A 17,736-nucleotide genomic window follows, 5' to 3' on the forward strand; every position below is an offset into this window, starting at 1 on the left:
GGTCTTGACCGGGCCTGTTCGATGAACTGCGCATCGCGCAGTTCATCGAGCTTGGGTCCAGCCCCTGGCTGGTCCGGGGTGGAGGGGGCGGACAGCCCCCTCCTGGGGCCTGGGGCAAAGCCCCAGCTCCGCGCCTAACGTGCCGAGGCGGCGGCCTCGCGCGCCGTGACGAGCACGACCTTGCCCTTCACGCGCCGCTCGGCCATCGCGGAGAGCGCGGAGCTTGCCTGTTCGAGGGGATAGGTTTGCTCGATGTGCGGCTGGATGCGGCCTTCTCGTACCCACCCGAAGAGCTCGGCGAGGCCCTCGCGATAACGCTCGGGCTCGCGCATCGTGAAGGAACCCCAGAAGACCCCGACGATCGAGCACCCCTTCAGCAGCGTGAGGTTTAGCGGGATCTTCGGGATGTCGCCTGCGGCGAACCCGATGACCAGGTAACGACCGCGCCAGGCCATTGCGCGCAGCGCTGGCTCGGCGAACGCGCCGCCGACGGGGTCGTAGACGACGTCGACGCCGTTCGGCGCGAGCGCCTTGAGCCGTGCTTTCAGGTCCTCGCGGCTGTAGTTCACGACCTCGTCGGCTCCGCGTGCCCGGCACACCTCGAGTTTGTCGTCGCTCGACGCGCAGGCGATGACCCGCGCGCCGAGCACCTTGCCGATCTCGATGGCGGAGATGCCTACTCCGCCGGCTGCGCCGAGGACGACGAGCGTCTCGCCGGCCCGGAGCGACGCCCGATCCACGAGCGCGTGGTGCGTGGTCCCGTAGGCCACGAGCAGCGTCGAGGCTGTGACGTGGTCGATCCCGTCCGGCACCTGGATCACTTGCCCCTCGCCCAGCGCGACCTCCTCGGCGAAGCAGCCGTACGGCGCCCAGGCGACGACCCGATCCCCGACCGCGAGCGACGTCACGCCGGCGCCGACCGACGTGACGATCCCGGAGACCTCGCCGCCCGGCGAAAAGGGCAGGCTCGGCTTGAATTGGTATTTGTCCTGGATGACGAGGAGGTCTGGGAAATTGACCGAGGCCGCGTGGACCGAGACGACCACCTGGCCTGCTTCGGGCGTGGGGCTCGGGAGATCCTCGACGACGAGCGACGCGGGGGGCCCGAAGGCCTTGCAAAGAACGGCTTTCATCGTGGGTGCGTGGGTCCTTCTGCTCAGGGCGCGTACTTGCGTATCCAGGCGTTGTAGCCCTGGTTCGTCGTGAGCTCGGTGCCCACAACGAAGACCTCGGAGGCGCTGTTCGTGGTGATCCCCTCGCCATAATCGGCGCCGTCCCCTGCCCCGCCGTAGACGTTGGTCCAGAGCTCCTTGCCGGAGGGATCGTACTTGCGGGTCCAGATGTCCGTCGAGAGCGTGGGGGTCATCTCGTAGCCCGTCACGATCACGTTGCCGCTCGGGTCGGTGGCCACGGCGTAGATCGCGTCCAGGCCCGCGGGGACCTGGCTCGTGTGGGTCTCGGTCCAGAGCACCTCCCCGTTCGAATCGTACTTGCGCAGCCAGGCGTCGCGGCCGAGGTTCGTGGTCTCGGCGCCGCCGACGAAGAGGTTCCCATCCGGGGCGACCGCGACGGCGAACGCGTAATCGTCGCCGTTCAATGCGCCATTGAACGTGCGCGTCCACGACTCGGTCAGACTGGCGCCGCCGGCCGCCAGCTTGGTCACCAAGACGTCCGTCGAGTCCGCCTCATTCGTCACATAACCGACGGCGTAGACGAAATTGCCGTCGAGCGCGATTCCTTGCGCCGCATCGGTGGCCTTGCCTGGCCCGTCCACGAGATACTGCCCCACGATCGAGCCGTCTTGGATCGACAACTTCTGCACCGCGAAATCACTCCCGCTGGCGTTCGCCATCAAGGCCCCGGCGACGTAGACGTGCCCCCCGCCCAGCGTCGCGACGCCCCACGCGTAATCGTATCCGTTGATCCCGCCGTCGTAGCTCTGCGACCACAGAAGCCCGCCGTTCGTGTCGTATCGACGAACGATCGCGTTCGTCGTCCCGTCGGCGAGGGACTCGTACCCCACGGCGACGATGTTGCCCGAGGGTTCGACCGCCACGCCGTAAATCGCGTCATCGCGGCCCGCCGCGCCGCTGACCAGGGCAATCCACATCGGGTTGCCCGCCGGATCGAGCTTGCCCACGAACCCGTCGTAATGGTCCGGATTGCCTGCGAAGCCGACGAGCCCGCCGACGATGAGGTTGCCCTTGTTGTCCAGCCGGACGCTCGTGATCTCCTCGCCTGTCGAGCTCGGAATGCTGTGGCTCTGCGTGAAGAGCACCGTGCCCGAGCCGACGCAGTCGTGGTTGCAGCCGTCGCCGTCGATCTCGTTCGCGTCGTCGCACGCCTCGGCCGCCGCATACACGAATCCGTCGCCGCAAACCGCCTTCTCGCACGTGGGCTTGCAGGCGCCGGTGTCGCTGTTCAGCGGGCCGTCGTCGCACTGCTCGCCCACGTCGAGCATGCCGTCGCCGCAGACGCCCATGGCGCCGCCGACGCCGCCGACGCCGCCCACGCCGCCCACGCCACCGACGCCGCCCACACCACCGACGCCGCCCACACCACCGACGCCGCCCACACCACCGACGCCGCCCACGCCGCCCACGCCGCCCACGCCACCCACGCCGCCAACACCACCGACGCCGCCCACGCCGCCAACGCCACCGACACCACCAAGGCCGCCGCCGCCGTGCCCGGCGAACCCTCCGCCGCCGTCCGAGCCGCTGTCGCCGGTGCCGGGGAACGATCGACCGCAACCGCTGGCAGCAGCGAAACCAGCGAAGACAAGGGCAAGGAGTGGCGTCGTGGTAAGTCGATGTGCCATGGTATGCTCGACATTTGCCACGGGGGACGGGCTGCCACAAGGGCCGAGCCGCGGGCCCGAGCCGCGTTTTCCACGCGCCCCGGGCCGTGTCGCCCCCCATCCCGTTTCAGAACGGCATCTCTTCGACCATCTCCGTTTTTCGCGGCAGCGCGCCGTTCCGTTTCCGCGGGGGTCGGGCCGGCGGCGCGGGCTCCGGCGGGTCCTCGGGCTCCCCCTGCGGGGGCGGCATCTCCACCGGCGCGATGTCGTCGTCCACGTCGCGCCGCAGCGCCCCGGCATGCTCGCGGGCGGGCGCCGGCGAGGGCCCGCCCGCGAGGCAGATGTCACGCGCGTGTACCTCGGTCTTGTACCGCTTCTGCCCGTCCTTCTCGTAACTCGACGTCCGCAGCGTCCCCTCCACGAGCACGCACGACCCCTTGGCGAGCACACGGGCGAGGCCCTCCGCGCGCGGGCCAAAGACGACCACGCTGTGCCACTCGGTCCGCTCCGTGAGCTCGCGGTTCCTGTCGAGGAATGACTCGTTCGTCGCCATCCGGAATTGAAGCACCGCCGTCCCGCTGCCCGCATACCGGAGCTCCGGATCCGCACCGAGGTTGCCGAGAAGTACCACCCTGTTCATGCCGTCGCTCATGTCGTCCTCCGTTCCTTCGTCGTTCGTTCGAATGGTTTTTCCTGAATTGTCCGGTCAGGCCGCCTTCTCCGCCGCCCCCCGCGCGCCCACGCGCGCCTCCGAGCCCGCGATCACCGCGGCGCGCAGGGCGGCAAGGAGCCGCTCGTTCCCGAGCAGCGACTCCCGCGCGCGCTCGCGCCCCTGCCCGAGGTGCTCACCGCCGAAGGAGAGGTGCGCCCCGCTCTTCTCGACGATGCCGATCTGGCAGCCGTAATCGATGAGGTCCGAGGCCGCGTCGACGCCCGTCCCCCAGCGAATGTCGAACTCCGCCTCGCGGAAGGGCGGCGCGAGCTTGTTCTTGACCACCTTCACCCGCGTCCGCGAGCCCACCGCCTCGTCGCCGACCTTCACCGGACCGATGCGGCGCACGTCGAGCCGTATGCTCGCGTAAAACTTCAGCGCATTGCCGCCCGTCGTCGTCTCGGGGTTGCCGAACGTGACGCCGATCTTCTGCCGGAGCTGGTTGATGAACACGAGCGTCGTGCCCGTCCGGTGCGCGATCGCCGTGAGCTTGCGGAGCGCCTGGCTCATGAGCCGCGCCTGCAGCCCCATGTGCGCGTCGCCCATGTCGCCCTCGATCTCCGCCTTGGGCACGAGCGCCGCCACGGAGTCGACCACGACGATGTCGACCGCGCCGCTGCGCGTGAGCGTCTCCGCGATTTCGAGCGCCTGCTCCCCGCAATCCGGCTGCGAGACGAGCAGGCGCTCGGTGTCGACCCCGACGGCGCGCGCATAACTCACGTCGAACGCGTGCTCGGCGTCGATGAACGCCGCGACGCCCCCCGCAGCCTGGGCCTCGCGCATCGCGTGCAGGGTGAGCGTCGTCTTGCCGCCGCTCTCGGGGCCGTAAATCTCGACGATCCGGCCGCGCGGATATCCGCCGATGCCGAGCGCTGCGTCGAGGGCCATCGCGCCCGTGCCGATGACCCGCACGTCCGTCTCCGCCTCGTCCCCGAGCGACATGATCGCCCCCTTGCCGAATTGTTTCTCGATCGAACCCACGACCGTCTTCACCGTCCGCATCTTCTCCAAGAGCTCCGTCATCATCGGTCTATCCGCCTTTCTTGCCCGTTACTTCGACCGCCGCCGAATCCAGTTGCTAAGAAAAATCGTTTTTCCTGATCGCCTGGCGCCCGACCGCCGCCACGCCGTCGCGATCGAGCAGCCGCGCCTGGATCGCCTCGGCCACGTGGCTCGCCCGCACCGGCGTGCCGCCGTCGAGGTCCGCGATCGTCCGCGCCACGCGCAGCACCTTGCCGTACGCCCGCGCCGAGAGGCCGAGCCGCTCCACCGCCTGCCCGAGGATCGTCCGGCCCGCCGCGTCCGGCGCCGCCACCCGCTCGACGTCGCGCGGGCCGAGATCCGCATTCGAAAGGACGCTCGTCTCGCCCGCCTCCCGCCGCGCCGCCTGGATCGCCCGCGCCGTGATCACGCGCCGCCGCACCTCCCCGCTCGCCTCCCCGCGCTCCTTGCCCCCGAGGTGCGAGACGTCCACGGGCGGCAGCGGCACCTGCAAATCGAGCCGATCGAGGAGCGGACCGGAGAGCCGCGCGCGATAGGCTCGCACGCGCTCGGAGGAACAGGCGCAGCGGCGCTTCTCGTCGCCGAAAAACCCGCACGGGCATGGATTCACCGCGGCGATCACGAGCGGCCTCGCCGGGAACGTCACGCGGCTCTGCGCGCGGCAGATCGTGACGAGGCCATCTTCGAGCGGCTGCCGCAGCACCTCGAGCGCGCTCCGCTTGAATTCGAGCAGCTCGTCGAGGAAGAGGCAGCCGTGGTGCGCGAGCGAGACCTCGCCGGGCCGGATCGGCTCGCCCCCGCCCACGAGGCCCGCGGGGCTCACGGTGTGGTGGGGCGCGCGAAAGGGTCTCGCCTGCGAGAGCCCTCGATCCGAGGGCAGGAGCCCGGCCACGGAGTGAATCGCCGTCACTTCGAGGGCCTCGTCGTACGAGAGGGGCGGCAAGACCGTCGGCAGCCGACGCGCCAGCATGGTCTTGCCCGCGCCCGGCGGGCCCATCATCAGGAGGTTGTGCCCGCCCGCCGCCGCGATCTCCAGCGCGCGCCGCGCCACGTGCTGGCCCCGCACCTCCGCGAGATCCACGGCCGCCTCCGCGTGGTTTGTCGCGAGCGACGGGCGCGGCCCGGCCGACGGGAGGTCGCCTCCGCCCGCGAGGGCCGACACGACGTCGCCGAGGTGGTCGGCCACGAGGACGTCGATGCCCGGCACGCTCGCCGCCTCGGCCCCGTTGTGCCGCGGGACCACCGCGCGCCCGAGCCCCCGCGCCGCTGCGCCGCGCAGCGCGGGCAAGACCCCACGCACGGGCCGGATCGCGCCGGTCAGCGAGAGCTCGCCGAGGAACGCGAGCCCGCGCAGCGCCTCGCCCGGCACCTTGCCGAGCGCGCCGAGCACCGCCATGGCGATCGCCAGGTCGAACGCGCCGCCGCTCTTGCGCAGATCGGCGGGCGCCAGGTTCACCGTGATCACGTGCTCGTCGAGGGCCACGCCGATCTGCGAGAGCGCTGCGCGCACGCGGACGCGGCTCTCGCGCACGCTCGCCTCGGCGAGCCCGACGAGCTGGAACGACGCCGGCCCGCGGCCGGAGTCCACCTCGACGCGCACGGGAAACGCGTCGAGGCCGACGAGGAGGAAGGTCAGGGCCGTCGCCTGCATGCCCGCCCTTTTTGCGAGCGCCGTGCCGGACCGAGACCTGCGGAAAAACCCGCGGTTTTCGAGCGGCGCGGGGTGGCGGCGCGGATTTCCGCCTGGCGGCCGCCAGGGGTCCCCCCTTCCCCGCGCGCATGGTAGGGTCGTCGCCGATGGGGCGTCGCCTCGTTCGATCCAGGGTCGTGCTCGGGCTCGGCGCGCTCGTGATCGCGGGGTGCGACCGGACCTCCCGCGTCCACGTCGAGGGGCGAATCCGGCTCCCCCGAGCCACCGACGCCGCGCTCGTGGTCCCGCTCGAAGGCGCGAAGAGCGTTTTCCCCGTGGACACGTCGGGCCGGTTCGTCGGGACGTACGGCGCGCGGAGCGTGCCCCCGGACCACATTCCGCTCTTCGTCCACGTGCCCGGGATGCGCCCGCGCGTGCTCGTGCCCGGCCGTGATTTCCGCATCGAGGAGCAGGACGGCTCGCTTCACGCGGCGATCGATCTCGATCCGGCCCACGCGCCCCCGCCGCGGCCCCTGCCGCTCGCGTGCACGAACGAGTCCTGCACCACGGATTTGCCTGCGGACGCGAAGGGCTGCGCCTCCACGGTCGTCGTGCTCGACGGCACGAAGACCACGCTCGTCGCGCCCGAACACCAGCGCGGGGAGGACGGCGGCACGCACCTCGTGGCGTTTTTCCCGCTGCCGCGGCAACGCGCTCGTTCACTCGTCCTCGTGAGCACGTGCGGCGACGAGGCCTACGTCTCCGAGGTCGCGACCTTCGACGGTCCTTGAGGCGGCTCGTCCGGGCGGTACACTCCGCGTGATGATTCGAAGGCGTTCGTCAGGTACGCTCCTCGTCACCGCCGCGCTCGTCGTTCTCCCCGCCTGCCGCCGCGACGAGAGCGCCGCGCCAGCCGACGCAGGGACCGACGCTTCGCCCGCGGCGACCACCTCCGCGGCTGCGAATCCCGCGCCTTCGCCGCCCGACCTCGCGCCCGCGCCCGAGGGGCCCTCCGATCATTCGCTGCCAGCGACCGAACCCCGGCGCTCGGACGTCAAGCGAATCGAAGACGATCCGCGGCTCTCCCTGCATCGCGACGCCGTCCTCTCGCATTTCGGGGAGCACGTGGGGCTCCCGCTCTCGTTGCAGGTGGAGACGCTCCCGGGCGATCGGCAGGCGCTCTTGATCCAGGATTCGTCCCAGCCCGACAAACCTCTCGTGCTGGTCGTCGCGGCGGACGGCACGCGGGCGTGGACGAAGGAAATGCCGCTCGCGGGGGTCGTGCCGGGCGTGCGGGAGATGACCGTCGTGCGGGGCCCGGAGGCGTCGGTCGGCGTGGCCTTTTGCGACGCGGCGGGCGGGCTCGCGGCACTCCGCGCCTGGACCTCGGAGGGCGGGATCTTCGCCGATTACGAGGTCGTGGAGATCCCCCATTGCGAGGCGATCTCCGCGCTGTACTGGCCCGGGCACGGGCATGTCGTCGTGGCCGCGGGCGAAGGCGAGGCGCGCGCGTCGCGGATCGACGAGCGGGGCATGCGCGCGTGGGGCCGCTCGGGGCTGACGCTCCCGTGGAAGCCGGATCCGGGCGCGGCCGTGGGGATCCTGGTCGATACCGAGGATACGTTTGTCCTCGTCGGCGCGGGCACGGCCGAAGGGCCGCTTTCGCGGCGCGAGGAGGCCGTGTTCGCGATGCGGTACGACGAGCGCGGGAAAGAGCTCTGGCCCGCGCCCATCGCGGTGGGGCGCCCGTCCGGAAAAACGCCGAAGCGCCCCACGGCGCGTGTCGTCGCGCCCGGAAAGATGGAGGTCGAAATGACGGAGGGAGCGGCGCGGCGGAGGCTCGAGCTCTCGTCCGAGGGGACCGTGATCGTCTTGCCCGAGCGGCGCTGAAGGGCCCGGCGGGCCGGGAGCGACGTCGCGACGTTCGAAACGAGGGAACCATCCGCTGCCCTCGTTCGTGGTACGTCCGGACGCAGCATTTCGAACGTCGCGACGTCACGACGTTCGAAATGCTGGAACCATCCGACCCCTCCTGCGTGGTACGCCCGGACGCTCCATTTCGAACGTCGCGACGTCGCGACGTCGCGACGTTCGAAATGAGGGAACCATCCGCCGCGCTCGCTCGTGGTAGGCCCGGACGTTTCATGATCAAGCGACAAGCAACACACCGCATCACCGTCGAGCTGCTGGAAGCGGCGGCTCGGGGCGACAGGGTGGCGGGGGGCACGCTCGCGGATTTCATCTACGGGTGGGTCCACAGCGTCCTCCACGCCGGCCCCGACGTCGACGACGCGGCCCAGGAGGCTTTCATGGCGGTCATCGTGGCCATGCGCACGCACCGGTACGACGCGTCCGTCGAGGACAAGCACGCGTGGGTTGTCAAGATCACGGTGCGCAAGGCGATCGACGTGCGTCGGAGGCGGGAGCGGGAGCGCCAGGTGTTCGAGGAGCCGGGCGCGGACGAGGCCACGGACCCGGCGAGCACGGACCCCATCTCGCGCATCGAGCAAAGGCAGCGCGCCGAGCGCGTGAGCGGCGTGGTGAAGGACCTGAACGAGACCGATCGCGCGCTCCTCTTGCTCCGATACCAGGAGGATCTCAGCTACGATGACATCGCGCAGGCGCTCTCCATCCCGCTCGGGACCGTGAAATCACGGCTCTCGCGGCTGATCGAAAAACTCAAGCTGTCCGGGGGCGAGTTATGAAGCGCTCGCAGGCGAGGAAGCGACAAACCCAGGCGCCCGCGCCGAAAACGGGGTTCGCGAAGCTCATCACGCTCTTCGTCCGCCCGCGCAACGACGTCCGGGAGGCGGCCAAGAAGCGCACCGAGCCACATGCGCCGCGCCCGATGCCCGCGCCGTTCGTCCCGCCCGCGCCCCCGCCGAGCGCCGCACCGGAGCCGGAGCCGGCCTCCGATCCGATCCTGCGCTCGGTGCTCGCGGCGCTCGCGCCCGACCCCGACGTGCGTGCGCCGGACGCGTTGCGCGAGCAGCTCGTGACCTGGGCCGAAGAGACGTCGGAGCCGTTCCCCGAGGAGCTCGACGGCGTCCTCGAAGCGCTCGCGCCGCGCGCCCCGGCACCCGCGGCCTTGCGGGAAAGCCTCATCGCTTGGGCCGCGGAGACGGCCGAGCCCGAGGCGCCCGCGCCGCTCGACGCCGCCGTGGTGGAATCCCCATCGCTCTGGAAGAAGCTCCGCCGCCTGGCTCGCGTCCTCCTGGAGAGGCTGCGCAATGCTTCGCGCGGCGCGCGGTGACGTTCTCCGCTAAGCTCGGGTCGAGCCATGCACCCCGACGGGTATTTCGCGCTCGTCCTCGATCCGGCCTCCGCCGAGACCCTCCGGCGAGGCTTCTGCACGTTGCCTCGCCCGATCGCCCACCATTGCACGGTCCGGTATGGCACGAAAAACCCCGCCGATCTGCCGCCTCCGTTCACGGCGAACGACCTCGGCCGCACGTTCACCCTCGCCGTCACGGGCTACGCGCGACGAGACGACGGCGGGATCGAGGCCGTGGTCGTGGGGCTCCTCCTCGGCGACGGGACGCTCCTCGAAAGTGGTTTTACGGAGAATGCCATTCCGCACGTCACGGTCGCGACGGACGGGATCGTCGAGCCGGCGACCGCGAACGATCTGCTCCGGGCCGGCTTCGAGCGGATCGCCGGGCCGCTGCTCCTCGCGCGGCTCGAACATACGTGGGCGTCGTCGAGCCGGGAGGAGGCACCGGGCGTATGATCACCGATGGAGCTTCGCCAGCGCCGTCCGCGCCCGCCCGCGGTACCCCTCCGCCTCGGTCCCGAGGCTGGCGATCCGCGTGCGGAGCTCCTTCACGCGGGCTTCTTTCTCCAGGATCTGCGCCGTGAACTTCTCCGCGTCGTTCTTCGCTCGCGTCGCCGCGAGGTAGCCCCGCAGCCGGCCGAGATCCTGGACGAGCTCGTCGAGATCGGCCCTTCGTTTCGGCAAGAGGCTCTCGCGCGCCTCCGCGTCCGTGAGGTGCTTCGCCGCCTCCTCCAGCGAGGCGCGTTGCGCGGCGCTCAATTTCGGCGCAGCCGCGATGGACCGAAGCCCCCTCGGATGGAGCGAGCTCACGAGCGTCCGCCGGGAGAGCCCTTCGTCGGCCTCGACGCGCCGTACTTTTTTCGATCGCGGCTCGCTCGCGAACACCGCGAGCGGCTTGTTCGACACGACGTCGAAATCGAGCTCGTCCGCGCCGGTCACCGTGGCGTTGCGCACGAGGTCGAGGTTCAAAAACACCGTCCGCGCCCCGCCGCTCCGGTTCTCGACCGTGTAATCGACGCGGGTGTGCCGGATGAAATGCTCGACGAGCTGATCGCCCTGGAGCTCGACGAGCTGTACCTCCTCCGTGACCAGCAAGTCATTCTGCGCGAGCTCGACGTCGATGTCCGTGCCAAACGCGATGAACCGGCTCTCGCTCGGCTTCAGGCGGTCGATCTGCGCCTCGCCCGCGAAGCCGCCGTCCGCGAAGAACGAAATGGGGCCCGCGGGCAAGGTCTGCTTCGTGTCGTTTTTGATGCGCGCCGCGCTCCGGCCGACGTCGTACACGCTCCCGAACCACACGAGCCGCCGCGCGGAGATCGATTGCTGCAGGAACGGCAAGAGCGCTGAGCCGTGCGCCCGGAGGTCGATCGGGAGGGGCATCGAATACCGGAAGAGCGCGCCCGCTTCCATGCCCTCCGCCTCGGCCACCTTCGCGAGATCCCCCACGGAGAGCACCGTGCTCGACCCCTGATCACTTCCCGTCCCCGTGCCGCTCCCGTGCCCGATCGTGCCGACGCGACCGAGCCCGATCCCCTCCCCGCGCCCGCCCCCGCCCTCGCCGAGGCCCGAGAGCCCGAGCCCGCCGGCGCCGAAGGTATCGCCGATCATCTCGCTCCACATCGCGTCCGCGGTCTGGAGGACGAGCTGCGGGACCGTGGAGAGCGCCTCGGCCGGCGCGACGAGCTCGCGGCGCGTGTAGCGCGGGGCGGCGAGCGGATACAGGAACGAATCGGGGCGGCCATTGACGAGCTCGACCTTGACCTTTTTCCATTCCTCGTCCGTGTCGTTGTGGACGAGCGCCCAGCCCTGCAAAATGCCGCGTTGCTCCTTGTCGCTGAGCACCATCCGGTACGTCGAGCGCCAGACCGGCGCCTCCGCGACATACCCGAGCGTCACGTCGGACGTGCTCTCCGCGAGCACCCGCAAATCGCGCCGCGCCAAGGTGCCTTGCGTCGAGGACACGGACGCGCTCGCGCCGAGCCGCGCCGCGAGCGCAGGATCCGTGGGTTTGACGCCGACCACATCGGACAGGAAAAACTTCCGGATCTCGGCTTCCGTGGTGAGCACGAGCAACGTCGTCTCTTTGCGCGGCACGCAGGGGACGGGCGCGCCTTCGCCCTGCTTTTTCGGGGCCTCGCCCTCGGCGATCGGTACGCACGGGCCCGGCTCGCCGTTCTCGGGATCGAGCACGTCGACGAGCTTGCCTTTCACGGTCTCGCGCGCCGTGCGGAGCTCGATGCCGCCGCCCTTCAGGCTGCGGAGCAGGCTCGCGTGCGTGACGGGGCCCGATCCATCGGGCAAACCGGCGAGCGCCCGGCCATTCTCCACGCTGATGCTGCTCGCGAACTCGATGCCCGCGACGCTGGTCTTTCCGTCGGTCCCGAGCACGACGAGCGTCTTCAGCGCGTCGTCGAGGTGCGAGACCGGCACGGGGAGCGCGAGGCCGGCGTCGCGGCCGACCCTGCCCGATCGCTCGAAGTAACCGACCCCCGACTCGTAGAGGCGCACGGTCTTGAGGGGAAGGGGCGGCTTCGGCGCGGTCTGCGCCAACGCATGCCCGCTCGTCGCGAGGAGCGCCGTGACAAGAATGGCGGAAAAGTAGCGGGGAGTCGAAAGCATCGAAGGGGCCTCGAGGTGGGTGGGCGGTCGGGGCAAGGACACGCCGCGCCTCGGTGAGTTCCCCGAAATCTCCGGAGTTCCTTCCGCCCCGATGCGCCGCGTGCGCCCGGACGGGAACGTGGTAATGACGCGGCACTCATGCGGCGATACAAGACGGTCCTCTTTGATCTCGACGGCACGCTGATCGACTCCATCCGGCTCATCCTCGACAGTTATCACCACACGTTCGCCGTCCACGGCCTGCCTCCGTGCGAGGACGACGTGCTGCTCCGCGGCGTCGGCACGCCGCTCAAGGCGCAGCTCGCCGGCTTCGCGGACGACCCGGAGGCGGTGCTCGCGATGATCGAGACGTACCGAGCGTACAACCTCGCGCACCACGACGCGTGCGTGCGGCCCTACCCCGGCGCGGTCCCCTGCGTCCGCGCGCTCGCCGAGGCGGGCGTCAAGATCGCCGTCGTGACGAGCAAGAACCGGCACAGCACCCTGCGCGGGCTCGACGTCGCGGGGCTCTCGGATGTGTTTTCGGTCCTCGTCTGCGCCGATGACGTGACGAACCCGAAGCCGCACAAAGAGCCGGTCGATCTCGCCCTCGCGCAGCTCGGAGCCCGGCCCGAGGAGGCGATCTTCGTGGGCGACAGCCTGCACGACATGCACGCAGGGCGCAGCGCCGGGGTCGCGACGGGCGCCGCGTTATGGGGACCGATGTCGCGCGCCCACCTCGCCCCGTCCGAACCCTCGCACTGGCTGGAAAAACCCGAGGACATCGTCCCGCTGGTCCTCGGCTGAGTCGATTTTTTCGTGCCAAACCCGGACGTGGTTCGCCCGGATGGGCCGGACCTCGTTCAGGGCTTGCCCCAGAACGCCACGAGATCCGGCAGCGCGGTCGTCGAGAATTGAATGAGGTGCAGCATGTGCGTGTAGGGGCCGGTGCCGCCGTACCCTCGTACGTGGAGCGCGCCGCGGTGCGCCTCGGTGAGCGGATCGAGCGGCTTCATGTACGCGTTCGGGACGACATGTTTCATCGCCGGGACCTTCGGCAAAGGCTGCCAGACGTTCGTCGGCGTCCGCGAGACGCCCACCGAGGCGAGCACGAAATCGGTGGTGCGGTGCGCGTTGTGATACCCGTACGTCTCGATCTCCGAGTGCACGATCGAGAGCAGGACCTTCCCGTCCACGGCCTTCTTCGCGAAGCGGCGCGTGGGCTCGATCTGATCGACCTTGAGCGCCTTCGAGTGGGGGTCGTACCCGCAATGAATGGAGTCGATGAGGACGATCGCGTTGATTCGATCAAAAAATTCCTCATGCTGGAGGATCTTGATGATGCCGCCGTACCCTGAGCTCCAGGCCGAGAGGCCGATGCGCCGGAGGCGGGCATTCTTCAAGCCACGCGCCACCATGACGTCCTGCGCGCGTGACAGGATGAGCCGGAGGCCGGCGGGATCGGCGAACCTGTCCTCGTAGACGCCCGAGCCGACGCCGAGGTTCAAGATGGCCACGACCGCGTTCACGCCCGCGTATCCGTAGTTTTCCTCGACGAGATCCGTATTGCCGTTGAGGTGGAGGACGAGGTCGTACTGGCCGTCCTCCGACGACCACGACGGCGGGAACATCAAGAGCCCGCCGGCGAGCGGCGCGCGCCAGGAACGATCAAAATGGGCGTCGGCGCGTTCGCTCGGCTTTGCATTCGCGGGAGGCGGAGGCGCGGGCGGCGTTTCGGGGGCCCGCACCGCAGGCACCGCTGCGGGAGACACGCTCGCAGGCGGGGGCGCGGGCAGAGGCGGAGGCGCAGGCGGGGAAAGCGGCGCCTCGACCTGCACGGCCGCCGATGCCATGGGCGCCGATCGCGAGCCCAGCGACAAGACCGCGAGCCCCATCACGAGGAGCGCGAGGCCGCCGAGGGCCATGGGGGCGCGGGCACGGCGCAGCATGCGGTCAGAGTCCAGCAGACCGGATGTTTCACGCTTGTGTCAAGGGAGAACCGCGCGGCTATGGGGTGTGGACCCGAGAGCCGCGCGGAGTCACGGGCGCGCGCGGAGGCGCTCAGGCATGGAGGTCGGCCAAGGCGACCGGCGCCGCGGCAGGCGCGAGGAGCGCGTCGGCGCAAGGACGCACGACGTCCCGCAAAGCCTGGCGGCGGAGGGCGCCGATTTGCTTGGAGGACAAAAGGCCAACATCCTCGGCCACGACGGCGCGCCGGAGGGAAGGCTCCGCGGACGCGGCCTCGATCGCCCGGTCGAACGTGGCGCGGGCGAAGCGGCGCGTGTCCTCGTCGGCCCCGGCGAGCAGGAAGCGCAAGGTGCGCCAGGCGAGCTCGGCGTGACGTTGCTCGTCCTCGGCGATCCGCGCGTGGACCTCGCGCAGCGCGGGATCACGCACGAGCCCCGCGAGCGCGAGCGCCTCGGCCGCGCCGATCGTCTCGCCCACGCAAGCCTCCTCGATGAGGGAGGCAAGCACGACGCGCGGGTCGGTCTCGAGCGGGACGCCCGTGAGATCGAGCTTCGAGGGGCCGATCGGGCGATCGGCATACCGGCTCGCGAGGGCATACCCGACGCGGGCATGCTCGACCTCATCGGCGGCGGCCCGTTGCGCGGCGAAGAGCAGCTCGGGCGGCGCGCCGAGGGCCATGAGCTGGAGCGTGAAGCGGGCGAAGCTCGCGACGGACGCGTGTTCGAGCGCGGCGATCTCGGTCCACGCCTCGGCGAGGGCGCTCCGGACGGCCGGATCGAGCGACGCCGTGTCCGGCGTGATTTCAGCGAGGATCCAATCGGCGCGGGCCGCGGCGGGCGCGGTGCGGGCCGCGCCGGCGACGAGCAAGGGGCGGCCGATCGCGCAGTTTTGCGTCTCGCAGTTGAACGTGCCGGCCTCTCCGACCGCGCTATACGGAAGCGTCGCGCAGGCGTAGCCGGCCATGCAATCGGCGTCCACGCGACAAGCGTCCGTATCCGCGCGGCAGGCGAGGCCGATCTGCTGGAAGCAGCCGTCGTGGAAGGAGGTGATGCCACACTCGCCGCTCGCGCAATCGGCGTCGGTCGCGCATTTCGCGACGGCCGAGCAGCGCGACCAGGCGACGTCATTCTCGACGACGCCCTGACAGACGCAGACCGAATCGGCCCCGCACTCGGCGTCGTTCGCGCACGAGTACTCACAGCCGCAGGAGGGCCCGGGGCTTTCGAAGTTCGCGTCGCGGTGGATGCACTTGCCATGGGGCTTGGCCGTGCAGTCGGCGTCCGACGTGCACTCCTTGAACATCTCGGTGCCGTCGCAGGCCGCCGCGTTGATCGTGGGATCACATGCGACGGCCGCGGCGCGGTGGATCGTGCCGTCGTCGCAGCGCACGTAGCCGCTGTCGGAGCCGTCCGGGAGCGGAATGGGTGTCCCGCCGACGCAGCCGGACGAGCCGCCGCCCTGGCTCGAGCTCGTGCTGCTGCTGGAGCTACTGCTGGTGCTCGGATCCCCGCCCGCGCCCCCGGATCCACCGGAGCCGCCGTTCTCCACGGTCGTTCCGCAAGCGATGGCGGAGAGGCCGAGGGCGGCGAAGAGCGAGAGGCGTAACGAAAGAAAAGCAAATCGATCGTGCATGAGGGTTCCTCCTCGTGGCGTGAGGGGCCGATCCTAAGGCGCCCGCCGTCGCAAAGGAAGGCAAGGATGGTGTCGAGATCCGGCGCACGCTCGCGTCGCATCGAAGACTCGCGCGCGGACGCGGCGGGCGCTACCCTCGCGCGCCGTATGCTGAAAGCTTCCGACGTGGTGGCAAACCGCTTCGAGATCGAAGCCGTGCTCGGCGAGGGCGGCATGGGCGTCGTGTATCGGGCCCACGATCTGAAGCTCGATCGGAAGGTCGCTCTGAAGACGCTCGCGGCCGGCGACGAGGAGGCCGCAGCGCGGGCGCTGCGTGAAGCGCGGGCTGTTGCGGCGCTCGATCATCCGAACGCGATCGCCATCTACGACGCAGGCGCGTGGGAAGGGCAGCCGTTCATCGCGATGGAGCTCGTCGAAGGCGAGACGCTGCGCGCCTACGTCGGCGATCCGAGCGTGCCCGTCGGTCGCAAGCTCCGCTGGCTCGTCGACGTGGCCCGCGTGCTCGCGGCCGCACACCGGGCGGGCATCGTGCACCGCGACATCAAGCCCGAGAACGTGATGGTCCGGCGCGACGGGCGGGTGAAGGTGCTCGACTTCGGCATTGCGCGGCGCAGCCAGGCGCCCGTGGATCCCGCGGGGCCCACGGCGAAGCCGACCGCGGCGTCCCTCGCCACGAAGAGCAGCGTGAGCGGGACGCCGATGTACATGGCACCCGAGCAGGTGCGCGGGAAGTCCGCGGACGGGCGCACGGATCAGTTCTCGTGGGCCGTGCTCGGCTACGAGCTCTGCGAGGGGACGAGGCCCTGGGACGCGCACGACGCGCTCTCGACCGTGGCGGCGATGATGTCCGAGCCGCCGCGGCCGATGCGGGCCGAGGGCGTGCCCGCGGTGGTGCGAGAGGTCTTCGGCCGCGCGCTCTCGCGTTCGCCGGCGGAGCGGTACGGGTCGATGGACGACCTCGTGGAGCTGCTCGAACCGCTCGCAGAGGAGGCGGATTCGAAGGGACCGAAAGGCGAGCCGCGCGTGGCCCCGCGGCCTTCGTCGGGGCCGATCACGGCGGGGCGTTACTCCACGCAGGAGCTCGGGCAGGCGATCGCGCTCGCGCTCGAGCGCAAGGCGAAGCTGGAGGCGGCGGGGGGCAAGTACGCGTATGCCGATCTCGCCGCGGCCGCGCGGGAGGTGGGCGTCGAGGAGGAGGAACTCCGCGCGGCGCTCGTGGCGCTCAAGCCGGCGCTCGAACCGGCGCCCCCCGCGACGCCTCCGGCCGCCCCGGCCCCGGGGGAAGGGAAGGCCGCGCGGCGGGCCCGTCAGAAGCAGAAGCTCGAGCAGCATGTCGCGATGTGGGGCGTCTTCAGCGTGTTCTTTTTCTTGCTCGACATGGTGACGGTGGGAGGTCATTGGTGGTTTTTCCCGGTGCTCGGCTGGGGCGTCGGGCTCGCCGCGCACGCGGTGAAGTATCTGTTCCCGGTCGATCCGACCCCCGAGGAAGAAGCGGAGCTGCGCCTGCGGCAGGAGATCCGGCGGGAGAAGCTCGCCCGAAAGCACGGGGGCGAACGCATGCGCATCGCGGCCGGGGGAAAACGGATCGAGGCGCTGCCGCGGCCCGAGAAGGACGCGCGGGAGGCGGAAGAGCGCGCAGAGCTCGCGGCGCTCGCCGAGGAAGAGGCGGGCCTCCGGGCAGCGAAGGGCGAGCGGCGACGCAAGGCGCGTTGAATGCGAGAACGATAAGGTGCGACAAACCACCACCGAAATATTCTTCTGCCATGGGACACGTGTGGCGTGTGGCGTGGATTGGCTGGAAGGTGGGACGACCGGGGGTCGGCGCGGACGGAAGCCTGGGGCACGGAATAGGCGTACCTTTTTTCTTGTGAACGGCGCGGGGGTGCGTTCCAATGCCGGCGCATGAAACGACGATGGTTGGCTCCACCGGACGGTAAGATCCGGCGCACAACGAAACAGGGTCGCGCGGCGTGGGCCGCGCTCGGGTTCGCGGCGGCGCTGGCGAGCGTGGCCTCCCCCGCGGCAGCGGACGCGCCGAAGTCGGGCGGGGCATTGCCCGCGAAGCCTGCGGCGCCCGCCGCGCCGCCCCCGGCTGCAAAGGCGCCGGCCGCCCCGGCGGC

The 17,736-nt window shown here is 70.6% G+C and carries 16 protein-coding genes; 8 read left to right on the top strand and 8 right to left on the bottom strand.

Going from position 1 to position 17,736, the window contains the following annotated elements:
• Window positions 1-134: 134 nt before the first annotated feature.
• The 5 genes from QHF89_RS48270 to QHF89_RS48290 all read right to left on the bottom strand — a co-directional run bounded on the left by QHF89_RS48270 (window position 135) and on the right by QHF89_RS48290 (window position 6,165).
• Window positions 135-1,133: an NADPH:quinone oxidoreductase family protein gene (locus QHF89_RS48270; RefSeq protein ID WP_136972905.1), complete on the bottom strand. Its 999-nt coding sequence runs from the start codon at window positions 1,131-1,133 to the stop codon at window positions 135-137.
• Between the two features lie 23 nt (window positions 1,134-1,156).
• Window positions 1,157-2,821, bottom strand: a complete 1,665-nt coding sequence (locus QHF89_RS48275; RefSeq protein ID WP_284721944.1) for a DUF4215 domain-containing protein — start codon at window positions 2,819-2,821, stop codon at window positions 1,157-1,159.
• 106 nt (window positions 2,822-2,927) lie between these two features.
• Window positions 2,928-3,452, bottom strand: a complete 525-nt coding sequence (locus tag QHF89_RS48280) for a single-stranded DNA-binding protein (protein ID WP_136934847.1) — start codon at window positions 3,450-3,452, stop codon at window positions 2,928-2,930.
• Window positions 3,453-3,506: 54 nt separating this feature from the next.
• On the bottom strand, window positions 3,507-4,535 hold the full coding sequence (gene recA / locus QHF89_RS48285) for a recombinase RecA (RefSeq protein WP_136972928.1): 1,029 nt from the start codon (window positions 4,533-4,535) through the stop codon (window positions 3,507-3,509).
• A gap of 55 nt (window positions 4,536-4,590) precedes the next feature.
• A complete protein-coding gene (locus QHF89_RS48290; RefSeq protein ID WP_136972907.1) occupies window positions 4,591-6,165 on the bottom strand; it encodes a YifB family Mg chelatase-like AAA ATPase in 1,575 nt (524 codons plus the stop codon).
• A gap of 146 nt (window positions 6,166-6,311) precedes the next feature.
• Here QHF89_RS48290 and QHF89_RS48295 point away from each other — a divergent pair, with 146 nt between their 5' ends.
• The 5 genes from QHF89_RS48295 (at window position 6,312) to QHF89_RS48315 (ending at window position 9,874) form a co-directional block, all read left to right on the top strand.
• On the top strand, window positions 6,312-6,935 hold the full coding sequence (locus tag QHF89_RS48295; protein ID WP_136972908.1) for a hypothetical protein: 624 nt from the start codon (window positions 6,312-6,314) through the stop codon (window positions 6,933-6,935).
• Between the two features lie 31 nt (window positions 6,936-6,966).
• On the top strand, window positions 6,967-8,034 hold the full coding sequence (locus QHF89_RS48300) for a hypothetical protein (protein ID WP_136972909.1): 1,068 nt from the start codon (window positions 6,967-6,969) through the stop codon (window positions 8,032-8,034).
• Window positions 8,035-8,288: 254 nt separating this feature from the next.
• Window positions 8,289-8,849 carry an RNA polymerase sigma factor gene (locus QHF89_RS48305; RefSeq protein WP_170229740.1) on the top strand — a complete coding sequence of 187 codons (561 nt, stop codon included), beginning with the start codon at window positions 8,289-8,291 and terminating at the stop codon, window positions 8,847-8,849.
• Window positions 8,846-9,397 (top strand): hypothetical protein, encoded by a 552-nt coding sequence (locus tag QHF89_RS48310; protein ID WP_136972911.1) that lies wholly within the window; start codon window positions 8,846-8,848, stop codon window positions 9,395-9,397. Before QHF89_RS48305 ends, QHF89_RS48310 begins: the two co-directional genes overlap by 4 nt.
• A 27-nt stretch (window positions 9,398-9,424) precedes the next feature.
• Window positions 9,425-9,874, top strand: a complete 450-nt coding sequence (locus QHF89_RS48315; protein ID WP_136972912.1) for a hypothetical protein — start codon at window positions 9,425-9,427, stop codon at window positions 9,872-9,874.
• Here the strand turns inward: QHF89_RS48315 and QHF89_RS48320 are convergent, their stop codons facing one another.
• The gene (locus QHF89_RS48320; RefSeq protein ID WP_136972913.1) at window positions 9,875-12,037 is read right to left on the bottom strand and encodes a hypothetical protein; all 2,163 of its coding nucleotides are present in this window, start codon (window positions 12,035-12,037) and stop codon (window positions 9,875-9,877) included.
• 138 nt (window positions 12,038-12,175) lie between these two features.
• Between QHF89_RS48320 and QHF89_RS48325 the strand changes: the two genes are divergently transcribed.
• Window positions 12,176-12,823: an HAD-IA family hydrolase gene (locus QHF89_RS48325; protein ID WP_136934463.1), complete on the top strand. Its 648-nt coding sequence runs from the start codon at window positions 12,176-12,178 to the stop codon at window positions 12,821-12,823.
• A 56-nt stretch (window positions 12,824-12,879) separates the two neighbouring features.
• On the opposite strand, the gene QHF89_RS48330 is transcribed toward QHF89_RS48325, so the two are convergent.
• On the bottom strand, window positions 12,880-13,965 hold the full coding sequence (locus QHF89_RS48330; protein ID WP_136972914.1) for a hypothetical protein: 1,086 nt from the start codon (window positions 13,963-13,965) through the stop codon (window positions 12,880-12,882).
• Between the two features lie 112 nt (window positions 13,966-14,077).
• Window positions 14,078-15,616, bottom strand: coding sequence for a ferritin-like domain-containing protein (locus tag QHF89_RS48335; RefSeq protein WP_136972915.1), 1,539 nt, complete (start codon window positions 15,614-15,616; stop codon window positions 14,078-14,080).
• A gap of 147 nt (window positions 15,617-15,763) precedes the next feature.
• Here QHF89_RS48335 and QHF89_RS48340 point away from each other — a divergent pair, with 147 nt between their 5' ends.
• Both QHF89_RS48340 and QHF89_RS48345 read left to right on the top strand, forming a co-directional pair.
• A complete protein-coding gene (locus QHF89_RS48340; protein WP_284721946.1) occupies window positions 15,764-17,329 on the top strand; it encodes a protein kinase domain-containing protein in 1,566 nt (521 codons plus the stop codon).
• Between the two features lie 189 nt (window positions 17,330-17,518).
• On the top strand, window positions 17,519-17,736 hold a 218-nt coding region (locus tag QHF89_RS48345; protein WP_284721947.1), incomplete at its 3' end, for a hypothetical protein.

Source organism: Polyangium sorediatum, from assembly GCF_029946465.1.
Taxonomy (GTDB): Bacteria; Myxococcota_A; Polyangia; order Polyangiales; family Polyangiaceae; genus Polyangium; species Polyangium fumosum.

What these genes read in the sequence shown, in the direction of transcription:
- QHF89_RS48270 (WP_136972905.1), bottom strand. Translation starts at nt 1,133, where the DNA reads ATGAAAGCCGTTCTTTGCAAGGCCTTCGGGCCCCCCGCGTCGCTCGTC.
- QHF89_RS48275 (WP_284721944.1), bottom strand. Translation starts at nt 2,821, where the DNA reads ATGGCACATCGACTTACCACGACGCCACTCCTTGCCCTTGTCTTCGCT.
- QHF89_RS48280 (WP_136934847.1), bottom strand. Translation starts at nt 3,452, where the DNA reads ATGAGCGACGGCATGAACAGGGTGGTACTTCTCGGCAACCTCGGTGCG.
- recA (WP_136972928.1), bottom strand. Translation starts at nt 4,535, where the DNA reads ATGACGGAGCTCTTGGAGAAGATGCGGACGGTGAAGACGGTCGTGGGT.
- QHF89_RS48290 (WP_136972907.1), bottom strand. Translation starts at nt 6,165, where the DNA reads ATGCAGGCGACGGCCCTGACCTTCCTCCTCGTCGGCCTCGACGCGTTT.
- QHF89_RS48295 (WP_136972908.1), top strand. Translation starts at nt 6,312, where the DNA reads ATGGGGCGTCGCCTCGTTCGATCCAGGGTCGTGCTCGGGCTCGGCGCG.
- QHF89_RS48300 (WP_136972909.1), top strand. Translation starts at nt 6,967, where the DNA reads ATGATTCGAAGGCGTTCGTCAGGTACGCTCCTCGTCACCGCCGCGCTC.
- QHF89_RS48305 (WP_170229740.1), top strand. Translation starts at nt 8,289, where the DNA reads ATGATCAAGCGACAAGCAACACACCGCATCACCGTCGAGCTGCTGGAA.
- QHF89_RS48310 (WP_136972911.1), top strand. Translation starts at nt 8,846, where the DNA reads ATGAAGCGCTCGCAGGCGAGGAAGCGACAAACCCAGGCGCCCGCGCCG.
- QHF89_RS48315 (WP_136972912.1), top strand. Translation starts at nt 9,425, where the DNA reads ATGCACCCCGACGGGTATTTCGCGCTCGTCCTCGATCCGGCCTCCGCC.
- QHF89_RS48320 (WP_136972913.1), bottom strand. Translation starts at nt 12,037, where the DNA reads ATGCTTTCGACTCCCCGCTACTTTTCCGCCATTCTTGTCACGGCGCTC.
- QHF89_RS48325 (WP_136934463.1), top strand. Translation starts at nt 12,176, where the DNA reads ATGCGGCGATACAAGACGGTCCTCTTTGATCTCGACGGCACGCTGATC.
- QHF89_RS48330 (WP_136972914.1), bottom strand. Translation starts at nt 13,965, where the DNA reads ATGCTGCGCCGTGCCCGCGCCCCCATGGCCCTCGGCGGCCTCGCGCTC.
- QHF89_RS48335 (WP_136972915.1), bottom strand. Translation starts at nt 15,616, where the DNA reads ATGCACGATCGATTTGCTTTTCTTTCGTTACGCCTCTCGCTCTTCGCC.
- QHF89_RS48340 (WP_284721946.1), top strand. Translation starts at nt 15,764, where the DNA reads ATGCTGAAAGCTTCCGACGTGGTGGCAAACCGCTTCGAGATCGAAGCC.